Genomic DNA, 25,865 nt, shown 5'->3' with positions numbered 1-25,865 from the left:
CGGTAAGACGGGCACCCGTGCCCGCACAGCGCGGTGAAGCAGGAAGCCCCCGGAAGGGTCAGACGACCCAGGCCGGAATCCCTGGACTTTAGGCCAGGGAGCACGTCAACCGCTCACCGTACAGACCCGCCTCTGACTGGTGCGGGCCTGGTGTTGTCGTCGTCGGCGCCAGGTCGACCTGTGCAGGATGTGCTCGACGGGCCTGGGTCGGCGGTCGGTGAGACGGGTGATCAGCCGTCGTATCTCGGCGAGACTGAGGTGGATGAGCTGGGAGGACCCGTTTCTGCTTTCCCGGCATCCAGCTCTCGGGCTCGCAGGACGGTCAGGCAGGCATGGGCGGCCATGGCGGTTCGCCGAGCGAGTGCACGAGACGATTGACTACTTCACCGACAGTGAAGTCCCATCCGGTCAGGTGCGACGTTCCGCCGTTCCTACGGCCCCGTCGTGCCCCCCGTCTCCCACCACCGTCTCGCGGGTACGCCGTCGCCGCCCAGGGTGGGGAGGTTGTCCGCTTCATGGGCGGCGACGCGTTCGCGGAGGATGCGCCGGAGGCGGACGAGGGCCGGTGGGGACGGTCTCGTGGCCGGCCAGGCGAGGAGCGCGGTGCAGGGGGGAAGATCCGTCACGGCGACGTAGCGGACGCCGGGGCGGGGCATGAGGGCTCGGCAGCTTTCGGAGATGAACCGGATGCCGTGCCCCAGGCTGACGTGCGCGATGGACGACTCCAGGGTGGTCACCTCGTGGGCGGTGTAGCGCACGGGGCGGCCGTCGGGGCGGGGATCGGCCGCCCAGAACTCCCGCCACCGCGGATGCACGTGGGGGGAGAAGCCGACGACGGGCAGATCGGCGAGCTGGGCCAGGGAGACCTCGTCCCGGTCCGCGAGCGGGTGGCGGTCGGGCAGGCACACGAACCGCGTCTCCGAGCCGATCGCCAGGGTGCGGATGTCCTCCGGCATGGGGCCGTAGCACACCACCGCGTCGAGCCGGCCGTCGAGCAGTGTCCCCACCTGCTCGACGTTGTCCACGTCCCGCCAGTCCACCTCGGGGGCGCCGTGCCGGGCCCGCAATTCCTCGAACATGATCCGCAGGGCGGGAAGGGCCGACAGATAGCTGCCGATCCGCAGGCGCCGCGCCCCGTCCTGGGCGACTTCACGGACGGCGTCCCGCAGGGTGTCGGCGGCTCCCACCACGGCACGTGCGTGGGGCAGCAGATCCCGTCCGGCCGCGGTGAGTTCGGCCCGGCGCGTGGAGCGGTCGACGAGGGTCACGCCCCACAGCTCCTCCAGCGCGCGGATGGTGCGGCTGAGCGCCGGCTGACTGACGAACATGCGCCGGGCGGCCCGTCCGAAGTGCAGTTCGTCCGCGAGCGCGAGCAGCAGTCGCAGTTGTTGAGTGCTTGGGTCGGTGGCCATCTCCCCCGCCAGAACCGTCCGGGCCTGCGTCAATGCGGGCAGGTTATCAATGCCCCCTGACCACGCATCAGTTGTTCCTTCCCTGGTCATCCCTTGATCGCGACGATGGGAAGCATGGGAACACGGAGTCGGGAGCCCGACTCCCGACGTGGGAAGGACGCTGTGAGGAAACCGAATGTGTCCGGCCGGCTGCCGGCGATCGTCCTCGGTGTGACGCTGATGACCGGGCTGACCGCCTGCGGGGACGAGGGCGACGACGCGGCCCCCGGCTGGGCGGCCGGGGCGCGGGGGAAGGCGGGCGCGCCCGTCCTGGACGGGGCCGAACAGGTGGCCCAGGCGCTGCCCAGCAAGGTCGGCGTGCCCGAGGGCTGGTCGGCTTACACCCCCAGGCTGCTCGACGGCTCCGAGTCCGCCGCCGCGTGCCAGGAGGAGGCCGGGACGGTGTGTGCCGGACTGCACACCGCCGGCCGGGTGAAACTCGTCGGGGAGCGGCCCGATCCCGACGGGGAGGGGACGGAAACGGCCTTCGCGCGATTCGCCGTGCTCGCCTTCGACACCCCGGAGAACGCGGCCGTGGCCCACAAGATGATCGCGGCCGCGTTGCCCCGGAACGCCGAGGACCCGGTGAAACCGGTGAAACCGGACGTGGGCGCCGACGAGACCGCGGCCTTCGCCGAGACGAAGGACGGCAGGAGCGCGCCCTGGGCCTGGGAGGCCGTGCTGCGCGTCGGGGGGACGGTCGTCCGGATCGAGTGCACCAACCTCGCCGGCGACGCCGAGTTCGAGAAGCTGGCGAAGCTCCAGGTGGAGCGCGTCAGGAAGGTGGCGGCGGGCGAACACCCCGACGCCTGACACGGTGGGTCGTCAGCGCGTCAGGCCATGCGGCAGCAGGTCCGCGAGGTCCCGTTACGCCTCCGCGTCGCTGAGGCCGGTCGTCGACGCGCCCTGACGGCGTGCGTCGTGTGGGCGGCCCGGGGTGGCCCACGGCGGAGCGGGCGGTGGCGAGGACGACTCTGCCGGCGGGCGAACTGGCGCGCTCCGCTGGCCGCTCCGGCGGTAACGGGAACAAGGGCGGCGGCTCGGACGACTGACGCACCGTCGCGCCGGCCCGGCCCACCGCCCCCGCCGCGCTCGGAGGTCGCGGACCTCCCGCCGTGCTCAGAGGTTGAGGACCTCCGGGTGGGCGGCCAGCGCCCGCCAGTGCTCCCCGGGGTCGGACACCAGCCGGCGCTCCTGGAGGTCCAGCAGCCCGCCGGTGCCGGTGACCTCGGCGACGAGCGTGCCGTCGGGGCGCAGGAACCGCTGCACCACCCGGGAGGTCTTGCCGTCCCCCCAGACGAAGTCGCAGGTCACGTCGACCGTGTCACCGGCGCGCAGTTCGTGGTGGTAGCGGACGGTGTTCTCCAGGGTCACGGGCCCGACCCCGGTGGCCAGCAGGTCGCGGAGCGAGACGCCGGCGGCACGCAGGCACTCGGCGCGCGCGTGATCCGCGTACTGATGGTAGACGGCGCCGTTCACATGGCCCTGGGTGTCGATCTCGTAGGAGCGCACGGTGAGTCGGACGCTGAACGACATGGCTGTCTCCTCCGGCGTGAGAGTGGGTGCGGACAGGGGCTTGCGTGAAGGGACTTGTCTCAGGCCGGCTGCGAGGCGGCCGCTCCGCCCGCCGGCCGGCCCGTCGTCCGGCGGGCGTAGTCGCGGGCCACGGCGAGCACCAGGAACCCCCAGGCGGCGGCGGGCAGATACAGGTAACCGACCCAGGCATCGGGCTCGTCGTACTCCTTCTCCTGGCCGATGAGCCTCGGTGCCTCGTCGACGAAGCCGAAGAGGCTGTTGAGGACGCCGTACAGGGTGATAAGGACGAGGACCGCGCCGCCGGTGCGCGCGACGCGGATGACGGTGCGGGCCGGTACCGGGCGCCCGGCGAGCCCGGCAACCCAGCGGGGGAAGACCTCGCCCCAGCTCCGCACCAGGCCGACGGTGAGGAACGCCAGTCCCACCGTAAGGACGCTCAGCACCGTCATGTAGGCGGTCTCCACGGGCCGGTGCCCGTCGGTGAAGGCGACCGCGGTGCGCCAGACGGCGGACGGCAGGACGCCCAGGGGAGCGGCCCAGGCCGCCCATGAAGCCCAGCGGGCCGGCGGCGGCACGGCGGAGGGCGGGCAGGTGGTCGACGTCGTCATACGTGCCCTGCTTTCTTCGCGTGAGTCGTGCGGGGAGGGCGTACGGGAACGATCAGGTGGCCCGGTGCGTCAGTCCGGGCCGGCGGACGGGGCCTCGCGGGCGGCGGCCAGGGCGAGCAGGCCGATGACGGGCAGCGCCCAGCTCCCGGTGCCGGGGAAGTAGATGACGCACAGCGGCACGCCGAGCGCCAGCAGATACCAGCCGACCTGTGCGGGCAGGCGGCCGGTCGTGCGCAGGACGTGCCGGGAGAGCGTCCCCAGCGCGAGGAGCGCGATGCCGGAGGCCATGAACCAGACGGTGGCCTCGCGTTCGAAGTACTCGGGTGCGCCGGTGTCCGCGGCGGTGCGCCACAGGCCGTCCCCGGCCATGTCCGCCCAGGCGTTGGGCTGGGCGAAGGCCCAGCAGAAGTGCAGCACCGCGGTCGCGATGACGAGCCGCGGTATCCAGCGTGCCAGTGCGCTCACGAGCTCCGTCCTCTCCGTCAGGGTCCCTCGTTCCGCTCGACCGACCGCAGCGCGAGCAGGTAGATCTCCCGCAGTTCCTCGGCGGGCATCGGCGGTACGAGCTGCTGGGCGCCGACCCACAGCAGGTACAGCAGGCGGGCCGCCGGCCTCGGGTCGCGCTGCGCGGGGGCGAGGCCCCGCACCAGCGACTCCAGGTAGTCGACGCGCACCCGGTCGACGCGCTCCTGGAGCGCGCGGGCCTCGGCGTCCTGCAACGCCCAGGCGCGCATGGCGATCTCCAGGCCGTCGCTTGCGGCCTTGTCCTCCAGGACCAGCTCCAGCAGGCGGCCCACCTTGGCCCCGGCCGCCTCCCCGGCGCGCTCCGCGTCGGCGATGTAGCGGTTGGTGTGCTCGTCCTCGTAGTGCGCGAGCAGGTCGGCCCTGAACCCGGCCATGCCCTTGAAGTGGTGGTAGAAGGACCCCTTGGTCAGGCCGAGACGGGTGCTCAGCCGCTCGATGGTCAGCGCGGGCGCGCCGTCCTCGCTCAGGATCCTGAGCCCTTCCTCCAGCCAGTCGCGCTTGCTCGCCATGTCTCCGCCCGTGTTCGTCGGTCGCCATGACCGTACCATACGGAATGGTATGGAAGCTGGCTGCGTCTGATCGTGGATGAGGGGTGGCCGGTCGCTTGTGTGGCCGAGCGCTACGACGTGTCCTGGCCCACCGCCTCGTCGCGTACGAGGGTGCGGCCCTGGCTGGCAGCGCAGTCACAGGGTTCTTCGCCGTGAGGGCGGCCGAACGCCAGGCAGCAGCGACGCGGGATGCGGCGCAACGACAGGCGGATGCGGCCTGGGCCTCTGCGCAACGACAGGCGGATGCCGCCTGGGCCTCTGCGCAACGACAAGCTGAGGCTCAGCTTGAGGTCCTGCGCGAGGGACACCGGGCCCAAGAGCTCAGATCTTGGAGTCGCCTCGGGCAAGCGGGCCAGCCACTCTGCTGCCCACGACCTATCCGGCGGCGGCGAGGTTGTGCATGCGGGCGATGCCGAGCATGGCGTGGTGGACACCGTCGCCTTTGAGACGGCAGTCGCGGAGGATCTTCCATGTCCTCATGCGCGCGAAGACGTGCTCGACCCGGGCCCGGACCTGCTTGTGGGACTTATACACCCAGCTGCAGCGCAGGCAAGCCTGGGACGGCACGGACGGGAAGCTCCCGCACATGCTTGGCATCTCCGCGGGCGAAGCCCGCGGCAGCGTGCGGCGCCCCCTTCCCGCCATAGCCTGACGAGGACGCCGTGCCCTCTCGGCTTTACAGGTGGATGGGCAGGTGGCGGGGTCCGCGGAGCATCGCGTTCTGCCGGTACGGGGGCGGGTCTTCGACCAGGCGGGCGCTGCCGAGATGGGGAAGCAAGGCGCCGAGCGCGGCGTACGCCTCGACGCGGGCCAGGGGTCCGCCATAGCAGGCGTGGATGCCGCTGCCGAAGCCGAGGTGCTGGTTGTCCGGGCGGGCGGGGTCGAACCGGTCGGGATCGCGGAACCGCATCGGGTCGCGGTTGCCCGAGGCCAGCACCAGAACGACGGACGCGCCTGCGGGGACGAGGGTGCCGGCGATGTCGATGTCGGCGTGCGGGATGCGCTCGCGCATGTGGACCGGGGGCTCGTAGCGCAGCAGCTCCTCCACCGCTCGCGGGAGCAACTCCGGTTCCCGGCGCAGCCGGTCCAGCTGCTCGGGCTGGCGCAGGAGGGTGAGGGCGCCGTTGGCGATCAGGTTGACCGTGGTCTCGTGTCCGGCGATGAGGAGCAGTACGGCGGTTTCCGCGAGTTCCTCGTCGGTGAGCCGCAGGGCCGGGTCCGGCTCGTTGACGAAGGCGGAGAGCATGTCGTCGCCCGGCTTGCCACGGCGCTGCTCGGCCAGGTTCAACAGGTAGCCGCCCATCTCCATCCGTGCCTGGTCGCCGGCCTTGTCCGGCTTGGTGGAGTCGTCGTCGGGCCTGACGTCGGCGGCGGCGACGATCGCGTCGGACCAGGCCCGGAAGAGGGGTTCGTCCTCGTGCGGCACGCCGAGCAGGCGGCAGATCACGGTGACGGGCAGCGGATAGGCGAAGTCGTCGACGATGTCGATCTGCCGGCCCGCCTCGAACGGCTCCAGCAGTTCCCTGGCGATCCGGTCGATCTCGCCGCGCATGCCGTCGACCCGGCCAGGGCTGTGCGGGGGCCCGAACGGCCGCATGGCGAGGGTGCGCAGCCTGTGGTGTTCGGGGTCGTCGAGCCGTAGGAACGGCGGCTTGTGGGTTGCCTCGCCGCGGGTGCGGGGGTCGGCACTCATCCGTGGGTCGTGGAGCAGCGCGGCGATGAGGTGGTAGGTGCCGATCAGGTAGCTGCCGTCGGCCTGCGGCACCACGGGACCGGCCTCGCGGAGTTCCGCGTACAACGGGTAGGGGTTGGGACGGCTGGCGTAGTCGGTGATCCGTGCCAGCAAGGTCGCGGAGTCCATGGCGGCTCCTCGTGGGGCGGGATGGGGGCTACACCACCGTCAGCCGACGGTCGGGAAGGTGACCGGTGAGTGCGACGGTCGGGCCGTGGGACAGCACGGAGGGGTCCGGTACGGCGGAGGGGATCGTGATGTCGGCGGCGATCGCACGGTCCTGTGCGCCGGGCGGGGGCGGGAAGGGAGCGGCGGTCTCGATCAGGTGCCGGTAGTAGTCGAGCGCCTTGGCCATGTCGACGGTGACGGCGGCGGTGACCCGGCCCTGGTAGCCGTAGACCATCGCGAGCCGGCGGGCCTCCAGGGAGCCCTGGGCGATGACCACGTGGTCGGAGTAGGTGGGCACGCCCACCGACTTGATGTTGAGCCCGAACTGGGTCGACCAGAAGACCGGGATGGCCAGGTGGGGGCGCTGCAGCGGTCCGGGGTTGACCATGTTGTGGGCCGCCACCGCGGCCTGCTCGACCGCGTTGCCCCAGTGTTCCAGGGAGAGCATCTGGTAGCCGAACAGTGGGTGGGGGAAGCGGGAGACGTCGCCGGCGACGAAGACGTCGTCGGTGACGATCCCGTACATGTTGAAGGCCCGGCAGCCTGCGTCGCAGGCGATGCCGCGCGGTCCCGCCGCCAGCCCCGACTCCGCCAGCCACTCCACATTGCGGATCGCCCCCAGCGCCACGACGCACACGTCCGCCTCGACGCGGCTGCCGTCGGACAACTCCGCGCCGGTGAAGGCGCCGTTGCCGTTCAGGGCGGTGACCGTCACCCCGGTGCGCAGGTCCACGCCGTGGTTGCGCTGCATGACGGCGGCGAGCTTGGACAGGGTGCCGCCGAGCGCGCCCACCAGGGGTGCGGGGCCGCGTTCGGCGACGGTCACCTCAAGGCCCAGTTCCCGGCAGGCGGAGGCGATCTCGGAGCCGGTGAAGCCGCCGCCGATCACCAGCACCCGCTCCGGCCTCGCGGCCAGCCGCTCGGCCAGTCCCGCGCCGTCCTCGCGCGTGCGCAGGGTGAACACCCCGTCCAGGGCGCCTTCCTCCCGGTTGGGCCAGGGCCGCGCACGGGTTCCGGTGGCGATCAGCAGCCGGTCGTAGGGCAGGGACTCACCGTCTTCGAGCGACACCCGTTTCGCCAGCAGGTCCACACCGGTGGCGCGCACGCCGAGGCGCCACTCGGCGTCCGGGTCCCGCCGCATCGGGAGCTCGAGGGTGTCCGCCGTCGCCTGGCCCAGCAGCACCTGCTTGGACAGCGGCGGCCGGTCGTAGGGCGCATGGGGCTCTTCCCCCACCACCGTCAGTGAACCCGTCAACCCTTCCTCGCGCAGCGCCTCGGCTGCTCTCAGCCCGGCCAGCGAGGCGCCGACGATGACGACGCGGCCGTCTTTCAGGTCACCGGGCACCGGTGCTCACCTCTTCCCCCAGGAGGATCGCCTGCACCGGACACGCAGCCGCGGCCTGGCGCACACGCTCCACCTGATCGTCGGGCACGGCCGTGGCGTACAGCAGCCCCTCCTCGCCGTGCAGCTCGAACACCTCCGGCGCGAGGAACACGCACTGCGCATAGCCCTGGCAGCGTGTGAGGTCGACAACGGTCCGCATCTCCACCACTTCTTCCTCCGTTGTCACACCCCCCTCCTCTCCAGCATGGGGCCAGAGCTGAGTGTCTGCATGCCTTGTGATCGAGAGCTGGTATTCGGGCCGGCAGGGTGAGGGGGAAGGAGACTCCCGTCTGGGCGGGGGAGCTGTCCGCCCCCAATCTTGGTGTGGCGCTCGCCGCGTACGACTCCGAGGGCCAGCCGGTCCGCGACCAGGTCGGCGAACTGGTCGTCACCCGGCCCATGCCGTCGATGCCGCTGCATTTCTGGAACGACCCAAACGGCAGCCGCTACCGCGACGCCTACTTCAGCGCCTATCCGGGCGTGTGGCGGCACGGCGACTGGATCACGGTCACGGGTCATGGCTCGGTGATCGTGCACGGCCGCTCCGACGCCACCCTCAACCGCAACGGCGTACGCCTGGGCAGCGCCGACATCCACGACATCGTCGAACACCTCCCCGAGATCACCGAGGCTCTCGTCATCGGCGCGGAGGAACCCGACGGTGGCTACTGGATGCCGCTCTTCGTGGTCCTCGCCAACGGGGCCGAGCTGGACGACTCCCTGCGCGACCGGATCCGCGACGCGATCCGCACCAGCGCCTCACCTCGCCACGTCCCGGACGAGATCCTCGCCGTGCCGGCCATTCCGCACACCAAGACCGGCAAGAAGCTCGAGGTCCCGGTCAAACGGCTCCTCCAGGGCGTCCCCGCCGAGCAAGTCCTCAACCCCGCGGCGGTCGACAACCCCGACCTGGTCGCCTACTTCGCCCGCCTGGGCACTGAGCGAGGCAAGCGGTCAGCATGACCGTCGGCCAGGGGACTCGGCTCCGCAAACCCCGTCCCGCTGAGTGGTGGGGGGGGGGGGACCCCCCCCCCGCCACCACACCATCCGAAACACCGAAGTAAAGAGAGAAACCGTGAGCATCACCCACCGCGAACCGCAGACCCTCGACGTCCTGGACGACGCCGGGCGAAAGCTGCTGTTCACCGAGGCCCGTACCGCGAACACCTTCGCCCAGGCGGCCGTCACCGACGACGAACTCGCCCTGCTCTGGGAACTCGCCCGCTGGTCGCCGAGCTCCGCCAACAGCCAGCCACTGCGCGTGCTCTTCGTGCGCACCCGCGAGGGCAAGGAGCGACTGGTCCGGCATCTCGACGAGGGCAACAGGGCCAAGACGCTTCAAGCGCCGGCCGTGGCGGTTCTGGCGTACGACGTCGACTTCCACGAACAGATGCCGACCGTCTTCCCGGCCCGCGGCGAGATGCTGCGAGCGGCGTACGCCGACCAGACCGAGCAGCGCGAGGTCCTCGCGGCCTACAACTCGGCCCTGCAGACCGGGGTCTTCCTGCTCGCGGTGCGCGCGGCGGGCCTTGCGGCCGGTCCCATGGCGGGCTTCGACAGGGCCGGCGCGGACGAGGAGTTCTTCGCCGGTACCAGCTGGCGTTCGCACCTGGTGGTCAACATCGGTCACCCCGGTGCCGACCCTTGGTTTCCGCGCCTGCCCCGCGTGCCCGTCGAGGACGCCGTCGCCTGGGCCTGACGGCACTGCCGCCGCCCGGTACCGCGGCAGCGGCTGCCCATGCCGCCACAGCAGCGCTCCTGTCCCGCTGGCCCGTGCCCCGCATCACCTCACCGCACCGCATAGGAAACCATGTACCTCTACGCCGCTCTGATCTGTCTCATCGTGTTGATCTTCACCCTGCTTGGCGTGGCCAAGCGCCTGGCCCTGGGGCCTATGCCTGAGCTGGCTGCACATGCCGGTTTCAGTACCGCGGCCTACCGCGTCATTGGTGCACTGGAGCTGGCGGGCGCCGTCGGCGTGGCAGTCGGCCCGGTCATGCCGCTGGGCGGAGGCCTGGCCGCTTCCGGGTTGTTGCTGCTGCTTGCCGGTGCGGTGGCGACTCACGTGCGCAACCGTGACGGGCTGGCCAAGCTCGTCCCTGCGGTGGCGTGCGCGGCTCTGGTCGCCTTGTACTTGGTCCTTCTTACCAGGGCCACGTCGTGAACCGGTCCGGGCACGGTGGCGGCCGACTCCGCGCAGGACCCGTCGGCCCTCCGGCAGGACGGTGCTGGGTTGTGTCGCAGTCTCCGTCGCGGTGACAGGCGGGACACGATCCGAGTGATCACTATGCTGTCCGTGCCGTTCACCGTTTAGCCTGCCCACGGTGGGGCTGGCACACTGAATTTGTGTTTCCGCTGTTGGCCGCTGCTGAGCAGAATGCGTCCGAATCGCTTACTGCCGCAAGCGTTGTGTCGGTCTGCGCGTTGATCTTCACCGTCGCCTCGTTCTGGTGGCTCAACGCCAGGCAGGGGCGCCTGGAGACGTGGGAGCCAGCCGACAACCCCGCCGACAACTGTCCTTGCGGCGGCTGACGGCACCTCCGCAGCTCACCACGCCTGTCAGGCCGTGGTCGGCAGCCCGACATCCCCCTCTGCACACCCCCGCGCTCGCCCAAGAACAGAAAGATGGAAGGAAGGAAGGGGACGGGCGGAACGGGTGCGGTGTGCGGCCGGGGGATGGGGGCGGTCCTGTGTGTTGCGCGTCGGCGGGGCCTCCGCGCTCCGCGCCGAATCGTGTTGACCGCCACCGGCAGGCAGTGCTGGACTCGGCTCGTGGACAGCATCCCCGCCAACCGGCGGCTCTGGAACCGGATCAGCAGCGCCTACCAGCACGAGCACGACCCGCAAATCGGTGCCACACCCCGGCTGTGGGGCATGTACTCCATCCCCGACGCGCACCTGCACGCCCTGGGCGACGTCACCGGCAAGCGCGTCCTCGAACTCGGCTGCGGCGCCGGCCAGTGGTCCAGGGCGCTCGCCGCCGAGGGCGCCACGGTGGTCGGGCTCGACCTGTCCGAAGCCCAACTTGCCGCAGCGGCCCGCGCGATGGGGGCTGCTCGCTACCCACTGGTGCAAGGCGCCGCCGAGCAACTTCCCTTCGCCGCCGACAGCTTCGACCTGGTGTTCTGCGACTTCGGTGGGCTCAGCTGGGCGCCCCCGCACCTGGCCGTCCCGCAGGCCGCACGCGTCTTGTGCCGAGGCGGGCGCCTGGTGTTCAACGTCGCCAGCCCGTGGTTCGAAGCTTGCTACGACGAAGCCGCCGGCCGCGTGACCACGACGCTGCAGCAGGACTACTTCGGACTGAACACCATCGCCGAAGACGACGGCGCGACCAGCTATCAGCTCACCTACGGCGACTGGGTCAAGGTCCTGCGCGGCGCGGGACTCATCATCGACGACCTCATCGAGCCGCGGCCCGAACTCGGAACACCCAACGGCTACAACGAAACCGACCCACCCGACTGGGCACACCGCTGGCCGGCGGAACTGCTCTGGGTAACCCACAAACCGTAGGTTCCGTCGCGCCGAGACGTGAAGGCATCCCCTCGCCGGACAGGCCCTAGGTGTATTGATCACGAGCGTTGTTGACGCCGGTAGGGCTTGATCATGGCGAAGACCTCCGGTGTGGTGGAGCTGTCTAGGACTGCACCGCACGGAGGTCTTCGTGTCCCACCGTAATGCCCGGCTGACCGTTCACGGCAGGCGGCTACTGGTCGAGCGTGTCCGTTCCGGCCGCCCGGTAGCGCATGTCGCGGCCGAGATGGGCGTCTCACGGCCCACGGCCCACAAATGGCTGCGCCGCTGGCAAGCAGAGGGCGAGTCCGGCCTGCACGACCGTTCCAGCCGGCCCCGCAGGACGCCGCACCGGACCCCGGCAGCGCTGGAGGACCGGGTCTGCCGACTGCGACAGGAACGCAAGCTGGGCCCGGCCCGCATCGGACCGGTCCTGGGCCTGCCCGCCTCCACCGTCCACCGGGTCCTGGCCCGGCACGGCCTGAACCGCCTGGCCTTCCTGGACCGACCCACCGGACAGGTCATCCGCCGCTACGAACGCAGCCGGCCCGGCGAGCTCGTCCACGTCGACGTCAGGAAACTCGGCCGCATCCCCGACGGCGGAGGATGGCGCGTCCACGGCCGTGCCGCCTGCCCCGACCGCCGCCGCACCACCGGCTTCGACTACATCCACTCCGCAGTCGACGACCACAGCCGCCTCGCCTACAGCGAAGTCCACCCGGACGAGAAGGCCGCCACCTGCGCGGCCTTCCTGCAGCGGGCCGCAGCCTTCTTCGCCGCCTGCGGCATCCTCCGCATCGACGCCTTGGCCGCCGCGAACCTTGAGGACGGACCTCAGCCCGCGGTCCCGGCTGCCTCGACCAGGGCCTCAGCGGCGAGCAGACCGAGCCTGTGGGAGGCGAGGGGGCTGTCACCCGTGAGGAGCTTGCGGTCCCGGTGGGTCCTGCCGGTCATGTCATCGTTGATGACGTTCAGCCCCTGCTTGCTCAGCAGGTCGGCTACCAGCCAGGGCAAGCGGCCGGGAAGGTAGCCGATCTCGAGGTTCGGCCCCTCGTCGAGTGCGTCGGGGAAGACGCAGACCGAGTAGTCCTTGAACGGCGACTCGTCCCTGCCCAACGAGGCGGCGAGCAGCGCCGCCGGGCCATGGCACAGGGTGATGATGAACTTGTCGTTGGACAGCGCCCACTCAAGGGTCTGGCCCACCGCCTCGCTGGCCGGCAGCCCGACGACGGCCGCGTGTCCGCCCGGAATGAAGACGGCGATGTAGTCGGAGTCCTCTCCAAGCTCCTTGGCGACGACGTCGGAGAGCTTCTTGGGCTGCTTGAGCTTCGGCTTGAGGGCTTCGTACGTCCCCATGACCGCTTCGTCCTCGTGAGGCATCGCCCACAGCTCGAGCTTCGCCGGGTAGCCCTCCAGCGTGGCGACGTCGACGTCGAAGCCGGCCTCCATCATGTGGTGAAGCGGAAGCAGCATCTCCACCGGATGGTTTCCGGTGGAGAACATCTTGCCGTTCTCCAGCAGGACGTAGCGCTCCTCCGCCGCGATCATGAGCACCTTCCACCTCCCTTGGGTGTAGGCGCCCTTGTGCTGTACCCCGTCGAAGTCGGTCTTCGACGACGTGTACTGACTGAGTGAATACGGCGACGGGAAGTACGCGTTGTCTTCGGCCGTGTCCGGCGTGGGGGCCTTGCTCAACTCGTTTGCGGCCTGGGACATGACGACCCACTTTCCTTGGTGTTGTGCAGGGGTTGTGTCGCTTCCGGATCGCTCTGACGTCGACCCTGGGGGCTCCACCGAGACGCGTCGCCCCGTTGCAGGAGCCTGAGCACGGGGGTTACCGCCGCGCGGAGGCGAAAGGCGCCCGTTCGAATTGACACTCCACATACTGCCCGGCGCCCCGCCCCATGCGACTGGGCCGCTGCGGTCAGCTCCACCCGAAATGGCCTCTCACCAGGTCTTTCCTCGGTCCGTTGGGGGCAGCGACAGCAAACTCTGTGTCGGTTCACAAGCCGCCGGAACCTCCACGGCAGATTGCCGTCGCCCAGAGCGCTGGCCCGGTTCTCGATCACCGTGGGCAAGGAACGAAGCAGAGAGCAAAGAAGTTTGCTTTTACTGGATCGCAGCGTTAGCGTGCGAGCTAAAGCAATGATTTTTGCTTTACCGTCTGTCGCGCAACGTCCCCCTCAGAGGCCCGTCGCAGCGCCTCGCCAGCCCGTGTGAACGCCGACGCAGCGCCGACTCTCCGTCATGGAAGAGAGACACCCCACATGCCCCCTGCCCTCCCCTTCGCCCGCGCTGCCCGGCGGCCAAGGCTGTCCCGCGACATATCGTTCTGGCTGCTCGGCGCGATCCAACTGCTCCTGCTGTTCGCCGCCGGCGCCCCGTCCCCGCTCTACCCCCTGTACCAGGCTGAATGGGGCTTCGGACCTACCGCGGTGACCCTGGTGTTCGCCCTGTACGCCTTCGGCCTGCTGGCCGCGCTTCTGGTCGTCGGATCGCTGTCCGACCACATCGGACGGCGCCCTGTACTGATCGTTTCGCTCCTGGTGGAGATCGCAGCGATGGTGGTCTTCATCGAGGCCGCCGGACTCGGCTGGCTGCTCGTCGCCCGCGGCATACAGGGCCTGGCCACCGGAGCCGCGATGGGCGCCATCGGGGCCGGCCTGGTCGATTTGCAGCCCTTGCACAAGCCGCGGCTGGGCCCCCTGGTGGGCGGCACCTCCATCCTGCTGGGTCTGGCGCTGGGCGGCCTCGGCACCGGCCTGCTGGTGCGCTATGCCCCGGCACCGACCATGCTGGTCTACCTGGTTCTCATCGCCGCGTTCGCGATCACCCTCGCCGGCGTGGTGTTCATGCCGGAGACGACCGAGGGACGGCCCGGCGCTCTGCGCTCACTCCTACCCCGGGCGTCGCTGCCCCCTCGGCTGCGTCCGCACGTCCTGGTCATCACGCCGAGCCTCGTGGCTCTCTGGGCGGTCGGCGGCTTCCATCTCTCGCTGGGCCCCGCACTGACCGCCACGGTGCTGGGCGAGCGGAGCGCCGTGCTCGCGGGTGCGGTGATCGCCGTCCTGACCGGCGCCGGTGCCCTCGGGCAGTTGTTCCTCCAGCGCACGTCACCGCTGCGGATCCTGTCGTACGGATCGGTGACGCTGGTCGCAGGCATGCTGATCACCTTGATCGGCGTGGCGGCCACGGCTCCGGCGGCCTATCTGATGGGCACGGCCCTCGCCGGCTTCGGGTACGGTGCGTCCTTCCTCGGCGCCATGCGCTCCCTGGCCGCGCGGGCGGAGCCCACGGAACGGGCCGCGGTCTTCTCCATCATGTTCCTGATCAGCTACCTGGCGTTCGGCCTGCCGGCCGTCGCCGCGGGAGTGTCGGTCACCCGCGTGGGGCTGGCTCTTACGTCCAGCGGATACGCGGTCGCGGTCATCGCGCTGGCACTCCTCGCACTCATCGGCCTGTACGTGCAGCAGCGCCGCACGGCACCCCGGCCCGCAGAGGCCGCACGACCTCAGCCGGCGCGTCAGAGCACCTGATTGCTCGGGGCAAGGCGGGGCAGAACCGCGGGCTGCGGGTGTCCGCGTACGAGCGGCGCCCCGCGCGCAGGCTGCGCCTCAGCCGGCGCGGTCGCTGCGCACGGCTTCCAAGGCCACGACCAGGTCGGCGATCGCACGGGGCTGGGTGAGTGAGCGACCGGTCAGGTCCTGGAGACGGCGAAGCCGGTAACGAACGGTGTTCGCGTGAACGTACAGCCGCTCGGCGGCACGCTCGGCCGAGCCGTCGTGGTCGAGCCAGGCCTGCAGCGTGCCCAGCAGTACGGCACGTTCCTCACCGGGCAGGTCCAGGACCGGGCCCAGGACCTGGCGGGCGATGCGGCGGCCTTCGTCGGGGTCCCGGGCCACGAGACCGGTCAAGGGTCCGGCCCCCAGGACATGCACCCCGGCCCGCCCCTCCGGCAGGCGATGCAGCGCGGCGCAGGCCAGGCGCAGCGCCCGCGGAGTCTCCCCCCACGCCCGGAAGACCGGACTCACACCGGTCCGCGCCGACGCGCTCTGCCGTACCAGCTCGATCACCTGGCTGAACTGCTCCGGACGCAGCGACACCACCCCCATCTGCGCAGTAGAGGTCAGCTGCCATGCAGAGGGGATGCCGCGTTCCGCCAGCCGCTGCTCGATGCCCGGCAGGCTCGGGTCGGCCGGTCCGACGGTTTCCGCGGTGACGACGATGCGGTCTGTGTCCGAGGGCAGTCCCAGGAGCTTGGGCACCTCCCAGGGCGGGGCACCGGGGCCCGGTTCTCCCGCGAACAGGGCCTCGACCAGGGCCGAGCGCCGCTGCTCGCGCTCCACGAGCATCTCCGCGGTGGTCGACCGGTACGCCTCGGTGAGCGCGATCGCGTACTCGTCGCTGAGCTGCCACATCCGGGTGGCCGCCGAGAGGACCGTGTCGATCACCGCCCGGTCCGGGGTGTGGCGGCTCCACTCGGTCAACAGCTCCCACAGCGCGGCGAACCCCATGCGGTATGCGCGCAGAAGCTCCGGCAGGGGCGCGCCCTGCCGTGCGCGCCGCCGACCGGTCAGTTCTGCCATCGAATGGTCCTGGCGGTGGGCCGGTTCGCGCAGGGCCGCGACCATTGCCCGCATGTTCTGTTCCACCGACTGCTGGAGGTCGGTGCGGGACACGACTTCTTCCTCCCGGTAGAAGTCGATGTCCTTGGCGATGCCGGCAAGCACATCGTCGACCAGGCGCGGGAATTGTGACTCGATCCACTCGGACAACTTCATCAGGTTCGGCTCTGTCACCGTGCCCACCCGTCCATCGATGCCGTGCCCGTCACTCACCTTGGCCGCTGTCCACGGCCGGGGCGGCGGCGAGGAGACCGTCCACCAAGGCGCGGGCACAGGCGGCGTCCGTCGGTTCGATGCCGAACAGGACGCGGAAATGCAGCGGAGCCACGACCTGGTCCATCACCTTCCCGGTGGCCGGGGGCTTCTCGCCGCGGGCGCGAGCGCGGGCGCGGATCAAGTCGATCTGATCCACTCGCCTGCGCAGGCAGCGGTCCCGGACCTCACCATCGCCGACCGCGTTGACAACGGTACGGAGGGACGCGCTGCCTTCAGGCGTGCTGATGTGCTCGAGCAACAGCTGCGCCCACCTGCGGAGATCGCCGCGGAGGCTGCCGGTGTCCGGCGGCAAGGAGTCCGACGTCAGGCGGCTCTCGGCGACCCAGGTGAGCAGCTGATGCACATCGCCCCAGCGTCGATAAATGCTCGTCGGGTTGACCCCTGCGCGCGCAGCGACCGCGGGGATCGAGATCTGTTCGGGGCCACGCTCGCAGATCAATTCAGTGGCAGCCTGTTCCACAGCGGCCAGGACACGAGCGCTGCGCCCGCCGGGTCGGCTCGCGGTCTGCTGCTGCTCTGAAGTGGCCATGAAACAAGTGTAGAGCAAAGAGCAAAGATATTGGCTTTAAGGTATCGTCTCATTTGGTGAGTCGGCGGTAGCAGATCAGGCTGCAGGCGATGGCAACGAAGGCCAGGAAGTGCTCGGCCTTGCGTTCGTAGCGGCGGTGCGATCGGCGGCAGCCACCCAACAGGACATGGTGCGCTCGACCGCCCAACGGTGCCGACCAAGCCGCATGGCGGGTCTGTTGTCAGTTTGGGGCGGTGGGGCCGCGGTAGGGGAGGGTCTGGCTGTAGACGACGCTCGTGGTGGTGCTGCCGAAGCCGGCGAGTTCGTCCATGAGGGTCTCCAGGTGTTCCATGGAGGTCGCGGCCACCTTCAGGGTGTAGCAGTCGTTGCCGGTGGTGCGCAGGCACTCCAGGATCTCCCGGCGTTCGGCGAGGAGGCGGCGCAGCGGTTCGTGGCGGTTGCCCGGATATTTGAGGCGGACGACGGCGAGGACGGGGTAGCCGACCTTGGCCAGGTCGATCTCGGCACGGTAGCCCGTGATGATGCCCAAGGCCTCCAGATTGCGGACGCGTTCGGTGGTGGCCGATGGGCTGAGGTTCACGCGGCGGCCCAGTTCGCTGAGGGAGATGCGGGCCTCCCGTTGCAGCTGTTCGATGATCGCCCAGTCGACGTGGTCAAGGTTCCCGGCCATGCGGCGAAAGTACCAACAAAATCACGGAGAAGCAGCAGCTACGCAGGGAGTTCTCGGTTCCGTGCGCCATGATCACCGGGATAGCCTCGTGCCATGCAACTCGGCGTCAATGTACCGAATTTCGGCCCGGGAACCGATCCCGGCATCCTGCGTGAATGGGCGCGGCTCGCGGAGGGCCTCGGCTTCGGCGCCCTCATGGTGTCGGACCATGTGGCGGTCACGCCGGACGTGGCCGAGCGGTACCCGGAGCCGTTCTACGAGCCGTTCACCACCCTGTCGTGGCTGGCCGGTCTCACTACCACGGTGCGGCTGGGCACGACCGTGCTCGTCCTGCCGTACCGGCATCCCCTGTTGGTGGCCCGCATGGCTGCCAACCTCCACCAACTGAGCGGCGGTCGCTTCGTCCTCGGGGTGGGCGTCGGCTGGGCCCGGCAGGAATTCGAGGCGCTGGGCGTGCCGTTCACCGCGCGTGGCCGGCTGACGGACGAGTGTCTTGGCATCCTCCGGGAGGCCAGGGACGCGGGGCGCCAGGAGGGCGACGTTCCTGTCTGGATCGGCGGCCACAGCGAGGCGGCCCTGCGGCGCGCCGTGAGGTTCGGTGACGCCTGGCACCCGCTGCGGCTCTCCCTCCCCCACATGCGCGCGGTCCTGCGACGGCACGCGCTGCCGGGGTTCGCGCCCCGCATCGCCCTGCGCGTCACCAGCGCACCGGTCGACGCCTCCGACCGGCCCGCCGGCGTCGGCACCGACGAACAGATCCTCGACGATCTCGACCAGTTGCGCCTGCTGGGCGCGGACACCGTCGTACTCGACCCCTACCACGGAGACCCGGAAGAGACCCGTCGGCCCGACGCGGCATGGCGGGCACTCACCATCGTGGCCACCCACTGGAGCACTCGATCGTGATCACCTCGGCCGACGAGGCCCTTTTGCGGCGTGCCATCGGCATCGCCGCCCACGCGGTCGCCCTGGGCGACGCGCCGTACGGTTCCCTTCTGGCCGGGCCGGACGGCACCGTGCTCGCGGAAGCCCACAACACGGTCCGGCGGGACAACGACATCACCGCCCACCCGGAACTGAAGCTCGCCCGCTGGGCGGCCCGCGAACTCGACCCGGACACGGCTGCCCGTACCACCCTGTACACCAGCTGCCAGCCGTGCGGCATGTGCGACGGCGGCATCGTCCGCTCTGGCATCGGCCGGGTCGTCTACGCGCTGTCGACCGAGCAACTCGTCGCGCTCAACCCGCCGTCGGGCGCCTGGCCGACGGTGCCGCACGACGGTCCGGCCCTCCACGACGAGGCGCGCGACCCCGTAGCGGCCTATTACCGGCCCACCCGATGACCACGACCGGCAGTCCGTCCGGCACCCGAAGGCGGAAAGACATGGGAACAGCGACGATGCACGTCGTACGGCTGCACGCCATCGGCGGGCCCGAGCACCTGGTTCACGAAGAGGTGGCCCGGCCGGAGCCAGGGCCGGGCGAGGTGCTCGAGCGGGTGTACGCGGCCGGCGTCAACCCGCCGGACCTCTACGCACGCCGCGGCTTCGACAACGTTCCGGCCGCGCTCCGGCCGGCCTGGACGCGGCCGTTCGTCCTGGGCAGCGAAGTCTCCGGCGTGGTCGCGCCCCTCGGCCCGGGTGCCGGGTCAACTTCCCCGGCCGCGGATCGGCCTACGCCGAGTACGTGGGTCGGTGTGCAGTACGTACAGGATCCCGCACAGGACCTGGCGTCCGGGACGGGTAGGCGGCCGGGGTAGCGGAACCGCCGCTCCTTCTTCGGGATCAGCGGCTCGATCCGCTCCCACAAGTCATCCGGCACGACCCACGGTGAAGTCCCCGCGTCCAGCGGAACGCCCAACTCGCCGTCAGGCACGGCTGCCAGGGGCGATCCACCTCATTGTGTTAGCCGTTCTTAGGCCGGATGCTGCTGTGGGTTCCCCGGTTCGCTGTCACATGGCGGCCCTGTGTCTTCGACGTGGTTGGGACGGAGATTCAGGCGCGGAGGGCCTTCTGCAGGAGTTCGCCGAACTCGGCGGGGTGTGTGGTCAGGCCGGTGTGCCCGCCGGGGAAGTGCTGGAGTTCCATGCCGAGGCGCTCGGCCAGGGAAGCGGCTGGACGGTAGGGCAGCTCGCCACGTGAGTCCTCGCCGCACGCGAGTACGAGCTGGTCCGACAGCGCCTCCAGCCGGTGGATGTCCGGGATGTAGGACATGAAGCTGGGCACGATGTGTCCAATGAAGTACGGCAAGTTGGCCATCGTCCGCTCAGCCCGTGCCGCTGCTTGGGGCGGCAGCTTGATCTCGGCTTCCGGCTCGGTGGTGTCGTCGTCCTTCTTCAGCCCCGCGGCGAACACGGCCATCGCCGGCATGTGCCCCTGCGTGCGGAAGGTCTCCTTCACACGGGCGATGAGCGCGCGATGTTCGGAGGCGTCCGGAAGAACCTCCACCAACGGCGGCTCGTGCGCCACGACTCGTGCGACGCGTTCGGGGTGGGTGGTGAGCAGGTGCATTGCGGCGATCGCCCCCGAGCTCGTGCCGAACACTCGGGCGGGCTCATTGGGCGACATCAGTTCCAGTACCCGGAACGCGTCGTCGGCGTGCTCGGCCACTCGCTGCTCGGCCTCGGGGTCGTCCAGTGTGCTCCGGGACATGCCGCGCGGGTCGTAGGTCGCGACGGTGTATTCGGCGGCCAGGTCGTCGGCGATGCCGTCGAAGGAGGCCGTGCCGCCCGTCCCTCCGGGGATCAGCAGCAGGAGCGGTCCCTGGCCGCGCACTTCATAGTGCAGGGTGGCACCGTTCACGCGCAGGCTGCCGATGGTCGGGTCAGTCATGCTGGGTCTCCTTCTCGGGACGGGGCCGGTGCTCCAGGAGGGTGTGCAGGGCGTCGAGGGCGCGGACCCAGGTGTGCTGCGGCGAACGCTCGTGTGCGAACCCGCCCGCAGCCTCCAAGGCGACGAACCCGTGGAATGTGCTGCGCAGCAGACGGACCGCGTCGGTCAGGTCGGGCTCGGCAAGTCCGTAGCCGCGCAGCATGCCGTAGGTCAGCTCGACCGCGCGCCGCGGTCCGGGTGCTGTCGCGGCCGGATCAGGGTCGATCTGTAGCGGGGCCTGCGTCGCTGTGTAGCGGCCCGGGTGCTTGTGCGCGTACTCCCGCCAGGCGTTCGCAGAGGCGATCAGAGCGTCTCTGCCCGACCGGCCGGTGGTCGCCTCCGCGATGCGGATGGTCTTCTCGTCCGCCGCCAAAAGCGCGATCCGTCCCCGCAGGTCCTCCAGGTTGCGGACGTGCGTATAAAGGCTCGCATCCTTCACGCCCAGCCGCCGCGCGACCTGCGACATGGTCACCTGGTCGAGCCCAACCTCGTCCGCCAGCTCGGCGCCCGCGATCGTCACCCGCTCCGCCTGTCAGCCCGGCCCGCGCCATGCACCCTCCCAGATCCTTGGACTTCTAGGTTTTAACCTAGGAGCCCTAGGAAGGTCAATCGGAGGCGCGAACAGCCGGCCCGCTCTGCCGTCCGGAGGGCGGCGTCGTGGCAGGCTCCACCGCGGGGTCGGAGGGGGATCGTGTGGGTGTGGGCGTGGAAGATCGCCGCGCAACCAAGCTCTGAGGCGAAACCCGCGACACGGCCCGCGGCCTCGCGGAGCGTCATCCCGTCGACGACGGCCGGCTCCACTGCATCCACCGATCACCGGAAGGAGGAAGGCAAGGCACACGGTGGCGAGACTCGTGTGCTTCCATGCTCATCCTCCAGAACCGCACCATCGCTGCAGCGGACACTGAGTGTGACGTCTGGGCTGGTCATCGATGCCCCCATGGCGGCCGGTGGCCGACGAGGCGCGCCGCTCTGCGCGGCGGCCTCCGCAGCGTCGAACGACACCGACGCAACCCAGCAACAGAAGGCGGTGCCCCATGAGCGCGCCCACACCCGCCGGACCCGCACCCGAAGGACGCGGCCTCCAGCCGCCCGCCTTCGGCCGGCCTTCCCCGGCCCTGCTGGCACGCGCCGACCGCGGCTACGCCCGCTTCCTCGCCCAGGCCGCCCCGGACGACCGCACCGGCGACCACGACCAGGACGACGCGGCGAGGCGCCGGTGAGCGACACCCACACCGTGCTCCACGACCCCCACGGCATGGTCGACGCCGAACTGCCGCTGGAACGCGCCCCGTACGAAGCACGCGTCACCGCCGTCCTCGCGTGGCAGAACCCGAACCTCACGCCCCGCGACTACGAGCGGATCGCTCTCCAGCTCACCGGGCACGCCCGCGCCCTCGCCGCCGACGTCCAGCGCCACGCCGCCGCCCTGCCGAAGAACGACGGCCGCGGCGCCCTCGCCGCAGTCATCCTTCACGAAGCAGCCGGCCGCCTCTCCCAACCGGCCAGGGCACCGCACACTGCGCCCAGAACAGCGCCCGGCTCGTCCGGGCCCTGTATGAACGCCTGGACCGCCTGGAGGCCGCGCCTGCCACGCGGACCGTCTGAAGTGCACCCTGGCGACCACGGGCCCGCCGGAGAGCCGGCGGGCCCGGGGAGGTTGCACTGTGTCTTCTGCCAGCGAACCTGGACTCTTTGCCACTGGTGTCGGATCCAGACCGAAGCAGGCAGGCTGAGGTTCCGCCGCGGCGGGTGGCCCGCTCGTCGAAGCCGGCCACCGATCGTCCTGTCACGCGCGTACGCGTGCGTTCCGGCTCGTCCGCCGTTCCCAGCCCGGAAGCGGCAGGGTGCGGCGCCAGCTGGGGACCACGAGTGCGGCTGTCAGTATGGCGGCGACGGGCGTGAGGGCGAGCGGGAGGTAGCCGGTGAGGTGGCCGGCGTTCCCGGTCAGGGCTGGGAGCAGGGACACCCCGGCTGCCGCGTACAGCCCGACGGCCGTGAGCCGGATGCCGGGGGAGGTGCGGCAGACGCCCTCCCAGGGACGGGTCGCCGTGCCGGGGGTGGTCGCCTCCTGCGTCCCCCTGGCGGCGTCGGTCAGGCGGCGGATGTCGGCGCGGGGGACGGAGCAGGTGAAGGTCCGGCCGTCAGGGGCGACGAAGACCGCCGGGACCGTGCTCTTGCCGTTCACCATGGTCCAACGCCGGGCCCAGACCAGCCAGCCGGTCGTCTCGCCGAAATCCGTCGCCAGGGCGAGGACGTCGGCGCGGTGGACACAGAGTTCGACCGAGGCGACACCGTCGACCATGGCGCTCAGCCGGACCCTGTCGACCACCTTGGTGCTGCCGGCCCGGCCGCCGACCGTGGTGCGGGCGTCGTGTACCGCGGTCAGCCGCTCCACATACCCGGCGTTCACCTGCCCCGCCGCCGCGTCCTCCGTCAGCAGCCTGCGCGGACCGTACTCCGCGACCCGCTCAGAGTTCACCATGGCGGCGGCCCAGCACGCCACGAGCAGGAGAACCGCGAACGGCATCAGCGTTCCGCCGTTCAGGGGCACGTACCAGGGCGAGAGATACGACGAGAGGTCCTCACCGTCGTCCACCCAGCCGCCCAGTTCGGGGCGGCCGGGGGCGTGCAGGATCTGGACGTGCATGCCCTCCTCCGGGGACGAGCCGACGATCCCGCGGTCCACGGCGAGCAACGTGTGATCTGCCAGCTCGACTTGCAGATCGGCGAAGTAGTAACCGCCGCCGCTCCGCTTGCCCTTCCCGACGCCGGTGAACTCCTCGCCGTCAACCCGGACGACGGTCCCCGTCGACACCCGCGGCTGCGCGCGCTGGATCTCGTCGAGCGCCTCGCCCTGGGCGCCGTCCGGCCGCAGCCCCACGAGGAACGCCGAGGCGATGGCGGTGGCAGCAAGCATGAGGGCGAACGCGGGGCCGAGCGGGACGGGGAAAGGCCGGGGGAGTACCGAGGGGATCGGCGGGAGCTTCTCGTCGAGGCCGGGGGCGGGCGGGCCCGGCTCCAGCGCGGGCGCCCGGCGTGTGGCCGCCACCCACCCCAGGCCGCACACGAGCGCCATCATCATCGCGACCAGCATGTCGACGCGCGGCGCCGCAGCAGTGAACCGTACGGCGGGAAGGACAACCACCGCCGCCGCGCATATCAGCGCCGCCGCCCCCCACCCGCGTGTCCAAACCGTGGATCTTCGCATCCCCCCATCCAACCCTGGCCTCTGTCTTGAGGGGAGCCCCCAGCCCCCTCGGTCCAACGTCGAAGGCAGGAACGTAGTGGTTGTCCAACTTTCCTGGCCTCCATGTCCAGTGTCAGAGGACAGTTGCACTGCGAGGGCGTGTTCCGGCAGGCCGCCCCGGAATCGAGGTGTCACGCACCCCTGTCACGCGGGTGTCACGCCGCTTGTCACGCTCCGGCTGTCACGCGCTCTGATGGGGAAACGCCCCTCAACCCCCGTATCTGCCGTCAATGTGACAGCCAACGTGACACTCACGGCATGCACCGATGCACGGGGTTGATCGGCATGGTTTCGGCCACTGCGTCTGATTGCCCGACGGGTCCCGGACTACTGCGGGTACGGTCGATCAGTTTGACGGCTGGCGGTGGCCGCCGGCGGGAAGTGTCCGGTCGGCGTGTCGTCGCATCGCGAGTGGGGGCGGTTCGGTGGGCAGCACCGAGCAGAAGACCGAGGCCCGCAGGACGGGCCTCGGTCTCGGTCAGGGCGGCTTTCAGGTGCTCGATCTGGTCGCGCAGTTCGCCGGCCCGGGTGGCGGCCTCGTCCTGCCGGGCCCGGAGATCTGCCAGGAGTTCGATGACGTTCACGCGGCCACCACGAAGTCATCGCGCCAGGCCGGCGCAGGCGCGGTGAGGAGGCGGGTCATGTTTGCGGTGGATGCCCAGTAGACGCGTGAGGCGGCATTGTCGGGCCGGTGGCCGTGCCCGCGGGCCAGACGCCGGTGCAACATCAACGTGCCGTTGACACGAGGGGTTGTGGTAGCTCTGCGGACTGTCGCAGCTCATGCCGTGTGCTGTGCGCAGGGTCAGGGCGAGATCGATCCTGCAGCGGGCGTCGCTCGCCCGCTGCACCGAGGCCGAAGGCGTGAGCGCGTCGGCCGGTGGCGAGGCCGCACCGCTGGAGTTCCGGCTCCCGTACGACATCTCCGCCTACGCGCCCGGCGGGCCGGGCGGCTGTGATGCTCGTCTCCCCGCGATAGGGCGATTCGCGGTGATTGATGAGCATCTTTATTGCGGTGGCATGAACGGAGAAACATTCTAGCAATCCAAGGTAATGTCATCGATTCACCTTGGAATGTGACGCGTTGCAGCATAAAGATCTTTCGATCTAATGTCCGACGTTCGGAGCGGCAACCCCGCCTCCGGTGTGATTCAGGGCGCTCCTCCACAGTTGGCGCGCCCTAGGCGAGTCGGGAGTACGGCAGCGTGGCAGCGGTATCGATGGTGGACGCGTTCCGGCGTGATCGAGTCGGGAGCCTCTCGCTCTGCGTCGTCGCGTTCTTCGTGCTCCTCGCCGTTACGGCGCCCCTCATCGCCCTCCTCTACGGCAAGAACCCCACCGAGCACTACGGCCAGAACGAGCCCGGCCTGCTGAGCCCGGAAGGCCTGCCCGTACTGCCCAACGGCGGCATCTCCGCCCAGTACTGGTTCGGCATCGAGCCGGGCCTCGGCCGGGACGTCCTCACCCAGCTCCTCTACGGCATCCGCACCTCCCTGCTGATCGCCTTCGCCTCGGTCGCCGTCGTCGCCGTCGTCGGAGTGGTCGTCGGAGTGACCGCGGGCTACCTCGGTGGTCTCGCCGACAGGACGTTCACCTTCGTCTGCAACGTCCTGCTCGCTTTCCCGACCCTGCTGCTCCTGCTCACGCTGGGCCCGGTCATCCAGACCCGCTTCGTCGGACCCGACGAGAACGAACCCGCCTGGATGCAGTTCACCGTCCTCGTCCTCGTCTTCTCCGCCTTCGGCTGGGTGCCACTCGCGATGGTGCTGCGCACCCTCGTACGCTCCCTGCGTGAGCGGGAGTTCGTCGAGGCGGCCCGAGCCCTCGGCGCGAGCCGACGGCACATCGTCTTCCGGGAACTGCTGCCGAACGTATGGGCACCGGTACTCGTCCACATCACCCTCGCCGTGCCCGCGATCGTCACCACCGAGGCCGCGCTGTCCTTCCTGGGCGTCGGCATCAGCGAACCCATCCCCGACTGGGGCCGCATGATCTCGCGGGGCTCCGAGGTCTTCTACGACGACCCCACCTACATGGTGTTCCCCGGCGTCTCGCTCCTCCTCTTCGTCCTCGCCTTCAACCTCCTCGGCGACGCCGTACGGGACGCGCTCGACCCGCACACCGCCCGCTGAACCCCTGCGACCTTTTCCGCCCGCACAAGCAACACCCGTACACGACATCGG

Annotated in this window: 24 protein-coding genes and 8 pseudogenes; 14 read left to right on the top strand and 18 right to left on the bottom strand. The window is 70.3% G+C overall.

The window, feature by feature from the left end:
• Positions 1 to 431: 431 nt before the first annotated feature.
• On the bottom strand, positions 432 to 1,445 hold the full coding sequence (locus IE260_RS36365) for a LysR family transcriptional regulator (protein WP_229881661.1): 1,014 nt from the start codon (positions 1,443 to 1,445) through the stop codon (positions 432 to 434).
• Between the two features lie 129 nt (positions 1,446 to 1,574).
• Between IE260_RS36365 and IE260_RS36360 the strand changes: the two genes are divergently transcribed.
• Positions 1,575 to 2,264, top strand: coding sequence for a hypothetical protein (locus IE260_RS36360; RefSeq protein WP_189879865.1), 690 nt, complete (start codon positions 1,575 to 1,577; stop codon positions 2,262 to 2,264).
• A 306-nt stretch (positions 2,265 to 2,570) separates the two neighbouring features.
• Here IE260_RS36360 and IE260_RS36355 read toward each other — a convergent pair whose 3' ends face one another.
• The 8 genes and pseudogenes from IE260_RS36355 to IE260_RS36320 all read right to left on the bottom strand — a co-directional run bounded on the left by IE260_RS36355 (position 2,571) and on the right by IE260_RS36320 (position 8,112).
• Complete coding sequence (locus IE260_RS36355; RefSeq protein ID WP_189879863.1) at positions 2,571 to 2,987, bottom strand: acyl-CoA thioesterase; 417 nt, start codon at positions 2,985 to 2,987, stop codon at positions 2,571 to 2,573.
• 59 nt (positions 2,988 to 3,046) lie between these two features.
• Positions 3,047 to 3,595: a hypothetical protein gene (locus tag IE260_RS36350; protein WP_189879861.1), complete on the bottom strand. Its 549-nt coding sequence runs from the start codon at positions 3,593 to 3,595 to the stop codon at positions 3,047 to 3,049.
• A gap of 69 nt (positions 3,596 to 3,664) precedes the next feature.
• The gene (locus tag IE260_RS36345; protein ID WP_189879859.1) at positions 3,665 to 4,060 is read right to left on the bottom strand and encodes a DUF6463 family protein; all 396 of its coding nucleotides are present in this window, start codon (positions 4,058 to 4,060) and stop codon (positions 3,665 to 3,667) included.
• 17 nt (positions 4,061 to 4,077) lie between these two features.
• The gene (locus IE260_RS36340) at positions 4,078 to 4,629 is read right to left on the bottom strand and encodes a TetR/AcrR family transcriptional regulator (protein WP_189879856.1); all 552 of its coding nucleotides are present in this window, start codon (positions 4,627 to 4,629) and stop codon (positions 4,078 to 4,080) included.
• 414 nt (positions 4,630 to 5,043) lie between these two features.
• Positions 5,044 to 5,196: pseudogene (locus IE260_RS36335) on the bottom strand (transposase); the annotation flags it as partial.
• A gap of 148 nt (positions 5,197 to 5,344) precedes the next feature.
• The gene (locus IE260_RS36330) at positions 5,345 to 6,529 is read right to left on the bottom strand and encodes a cytochrome P450 (RefSeq protein WP_189879854.1); all 1,185 of its coding nucleotides are present in this window, start codon (positions 6,527 to 6,529) and stop codon (positions 5,345 to 5,347) included.
• A gap of 28 nt (positions 6,530 to 6,557) precedes the next feature.
• Positions 6,558 to 7,913 carry an NAD(P)/FAD-dependent oxidoreductase gene (locus tag IE260_RS36325; protein ID WP_189879853.1) on the bottom strand — a complete coding sequence of 452 codons (1,356 nt, stop codon included), beginning with the start codon at positions 7,911 to 7,913 and terminating at the stop codon, positions 6,558 to 6,560.
• Positions 7,903 to 8,112 (bottom strand): ferredoxin, encoded by a 210-nt coding sequence (locus tag IE260_RS36320; RefSeq protein WP_030176846.1) that lies wholly within the window; start codon positions 8,110 to 8,112, stop codon positions 7,903 to 7,905. Before IE260_RS36320 ends, IE260_RS36325 begins: the two co-directional genes overlap by 11 nt.
• 122 nt (positions 8,113 to 8,234) lie before the next feature.
• Here IE260_RS36320 and IE260_RS36315 point away from each other — a divergent pair.
• The 5 genes and pseudogenes from IE260_RS36315 to IE260_RS36295 form a co-directional block, all read left to right on the top strand.
• Positions 8,235 to 8,915, top strand: a pseudogene (locus IE260_RS36315) (AMP-binding enzyme); the annotation flags it as partial.
• Between the two features lie 112 nt (positions 8,916 to 9,027).
• Positions 9,028 to 9,651: a malonic semialdehyde reductase gene (locus IE260_RS36310; protein ID WP_229881660.1), complete on the top strand. Its 624-nt coding sequence runs from the start codon at positions 9,028 to 9,030 to the stop codon at positions 9,649 to 9,651.
• Between the two features lie 111 nt (positions 9,652 to 9,762).
• Entirely contained in the window at positions 9,763 to 10,116 is a 354-nt protein-coding gene (locus IE260_RS36305; RefSeq protein WP_189879850.1) for a DoxX family protein, read from the top strand.
• 608 nt (positions 10,117 to 10,724) lie between these two features.
• Entirely contained in the window at positions 10,725 to 11,465 is a 741-nt protein-coding gene (locus tag IE260_RS36300) for a class I SAM-dependent methyltransferase (protein WP_189879848.1), read from the top strand.
• A 151-nt stretch (positions 11,466 to 11,616) separates the two neighbouring features.
• Positions 11,617 to 12,255 (top strand): annotated as a pseudogene (locus tag IE260_RS36295) (leucine zipper domain-containing protein); the annotation flags it as partial.
• 44 nt (positions 12,256 to 12,299) lie between these two features.
• Here the strand turns inward: IE260_RS36295 and hchA are convergent.
• On the bottom strand, positions 12,300 to 13,181 hold the full coding sequence (gene hchA / locus IE260_RS36290) for a glyoxalase III HchA (RefSeq protein WP_189879846.1): 882 nt from the start codon (positions 13,179 to 13,181) through the stop codon (positions 12,300 to 12,302).
• 551 nt (positions 13,182 to 13,732) lie between these two features.
• On the opposite strand from hchA, the gene IE260_RS36285 reads away from it, so the two are divergent.
• Positions 13,733 to 15,001: an MFS transporter gene (locus IE260_RS36285; RefSeq protein WP_189879844.1), complete on the top strand. Its 1,269-nt coding sequence runs from the start codon at positions 13,733 to 13,735 to the stop codon at positions 14,999 to 15,001.
• 78 nt (positions 15,002 to 15,079) lie between these two features.
• Here IE260_RS36285 and IE260_RS36280 read toward each other — a convergent pair whose 3' ends face one another.
• The 4 genes and pseudogenes from IE260_RS36280 to IE260_RS36270 form a co-directional block, all read right to left on the bottom strand.
• Positions 15,080 to 16,264, bottom strand: coding sequence for a PucR family transcriptional regulator (locus tag IE260_RS36280; protein WP_229881659.1), 1,185 nt, complete (start codon positions 16,262 to 16,264; stop codon positions 15,080 to 15,082).
• Positions 16,265 to 16,295: 31 nt separating this feature from the next.
• Positions 16,296 to 16,895, bottom strand: coding sequence for a TetR/AcrR family transcriptional regulator (locus IE260_RS36275; protein WP_189879842.1), 600 nt, complete (start codon positions 16,893 to 16,895; stop codon positions 16,296 to 16,298).
• 49 nt (positions 16,896 to 16,944) lie between these two features.
• A pseudogene (locus IE260_RS42220) lies at positions 16,945 to 17,096 on the bottom strand (transposase); the annotation flags it as partial.
• A gap of 19 nt (positions 17,097 to 17,115) precedes the next feature.
• On the bottom strand, positions 17,116 to 17,565 hold the full coding sequence (locus IE260_RS36270) for an Lrp/AsnC family transcriptional regulator (RefSeq protein WP_189879839.1): 450 nt from the start codon (positions 17,563 to 17,565) through the stop codon (positions 17,116 to 17,118).
• 93 nt (positions 17,566 to 17,658) lie between these two features.
• Here IE260_RS36270 and IE260_RS36265 point away from each other — a divergent pair, with 93 nt between their 5' ends.
• The 3 genes and pseudogenes from IE260_RS36265 to IE260_RS43255 all read left to right on the top strand — a co-directional run.
• Entirely contained in the window at positions 17,659 to 18,471 is an 813-nt protein-coding gene (locus IE260_RS36265) for an LLM class flavin-dependent oxidoreductase (protein ID WP_189879837.1), read from the top strand.
• Positions 18,468 to 18,908 carry a nucleoside deaminase gene (locus tag IE260_RS36260; RefSeq protein ID WP_189879835.1) on the top strand — a complete coding sequence of 147 codons (441 nt, stop codon included), beginning with the start codon at positions 18,468 to 18,470 and terminating at the stop codon, positions 18,906 to 18,908. The genes IE260_RS36265 and IE260_RS36260 overlap by 4 nt, the downstream gene beginning before the upstream one ends.
• Positions 18,905 to 19,198: pseudogene (locus tag IE260_RS43255) on the top strand (alcohol dehydrogenase catalytic domain-containing protein); the annotation flags it as partial. The gene IE260_RS36260 and the pseudogene IE260_RS43255, both read left to right, overlap by 4 nt.
• Before the next feature lie 60 nt (positions 19,199 to 19,258).
• Here IE260_RS43255 and IE260_RS36255 read toward each other — a convergent pair.
• The 3 genes and pseudogenes from IE260_RS36255 to IE260_RS36245 form a co-directional block, all read right to left on the bottom strand.
• Positions 19,259 to 19,440, bottom strand: a pseudogene (locus tag IE260_RS36255) (IS5/IS1182 family transposase); the annotation flags it as partial.
• Between the two features lie 119 nt (positions 19,441 to 19,559).
• Complete coding sequence (locus IE260_RS36250; protein ID WP_189879833.1) at positions 19,560 to 20,396, bottom strand: alpha/beta fold hydrolase; 837 nt, start codon at positions 20,394 to 20,396, stop codon at positions 19,560 to 19,562.
• Positions 20,393 to 20,986, bottom strand: a pseudogene (locus tag IE260_RS36245) (TetR/AcrR family transcriptional regulator). The gene IE260_RS36250 and the pseudogene IE260_RS36245 overlap by 4 nt, the downstream one beginning before the upstream one ends.
• Positions 20,987 to 21,472: 486 nt before the next feature.
• Between IE260_RS36245 and IE260_RS36240 the strand changes: the two are divergent.
• Both IE260_RS36240 and IE260_RS42215 read left to right on the top strand, forming a co-directional pair.
• On the top strand, positions 21,473 to 21,658 hold the full coding sequence (locus tag IE260_RS36240) for a hypothetical protein (RefSeq protein ID WP_189879829.1): 186 nt from the start codon (positions 21,473 to 21,475) through the stop codon (positions 21,656 to 21,658).
• A gap of 35 nt (positions 21,659 to 21,693) precedes the next feature.
• Positions 21,694 to 22,043 (top strand): annotated as a pseudogene (locus IE260_RS42215) (DUF6415 family natural product biosynthesis protein).
• A 181-nt stretch (positions 22,044 to 22,224) separates the two neighbouring features.
• Here IE260_RS42215 and IE260_RS36235 read toward each other — a convergent pair.
• Positions 22,225 to 23,583 (bottom strand): hypothetical protein, encoded by a 1,359-nt coding sequence (locus tag IE260_RS36235; RefSeq protein ID WP_189879828.1) that lies wholly within the window; start codon positions 23,581 to 23,583, stop codon positions 22,225 to 22,227.
• Positions 23,584 to 24,110: 527 nt separating this feature from the next.
• Here IE260_RS36235 and IE260_RS43250 point away from each other — a divergent pair.
• On the top strand, positions 24,111 to 24,350 hold the full coding sequence (locus tag IE260_RS43250) for a hypothetical protein (protein WP_189879827.1): 240 nt from the start codon (positions 24,111 to 24,113) through the stop codon (positions 24,348 to 24,350).
• Positions 24,351 to 24,887: 537 nt separating this feature from the next.
• Positions 24,888 to 25,814, top strand: coding sequence for an ABC transporter permease (locus IE260_RS36225; protein WP_229881658.1), 927 nt, complete (start codon positions 24,888 to 24,890; stop codon positions 25,812 to 25,814).
• The last annotated feature ends 51 nt before the right edge of the window (positions 25,815 to 25,865 follow it).

It is taken from the genome of Streptomyces viridiviolaceus, assembly GCF_014650995.1.
Classification (GTDB): domain Bacteria; phylum Actinomycetota; class Actinomycetes; order Streptomycetales; family Streptomycetaceae; genus Streptomyces; species Streptomyces viridiviolaceus.
This window is presented reverse-complemented; position numbering and strand designations above follow the sequence as displayed.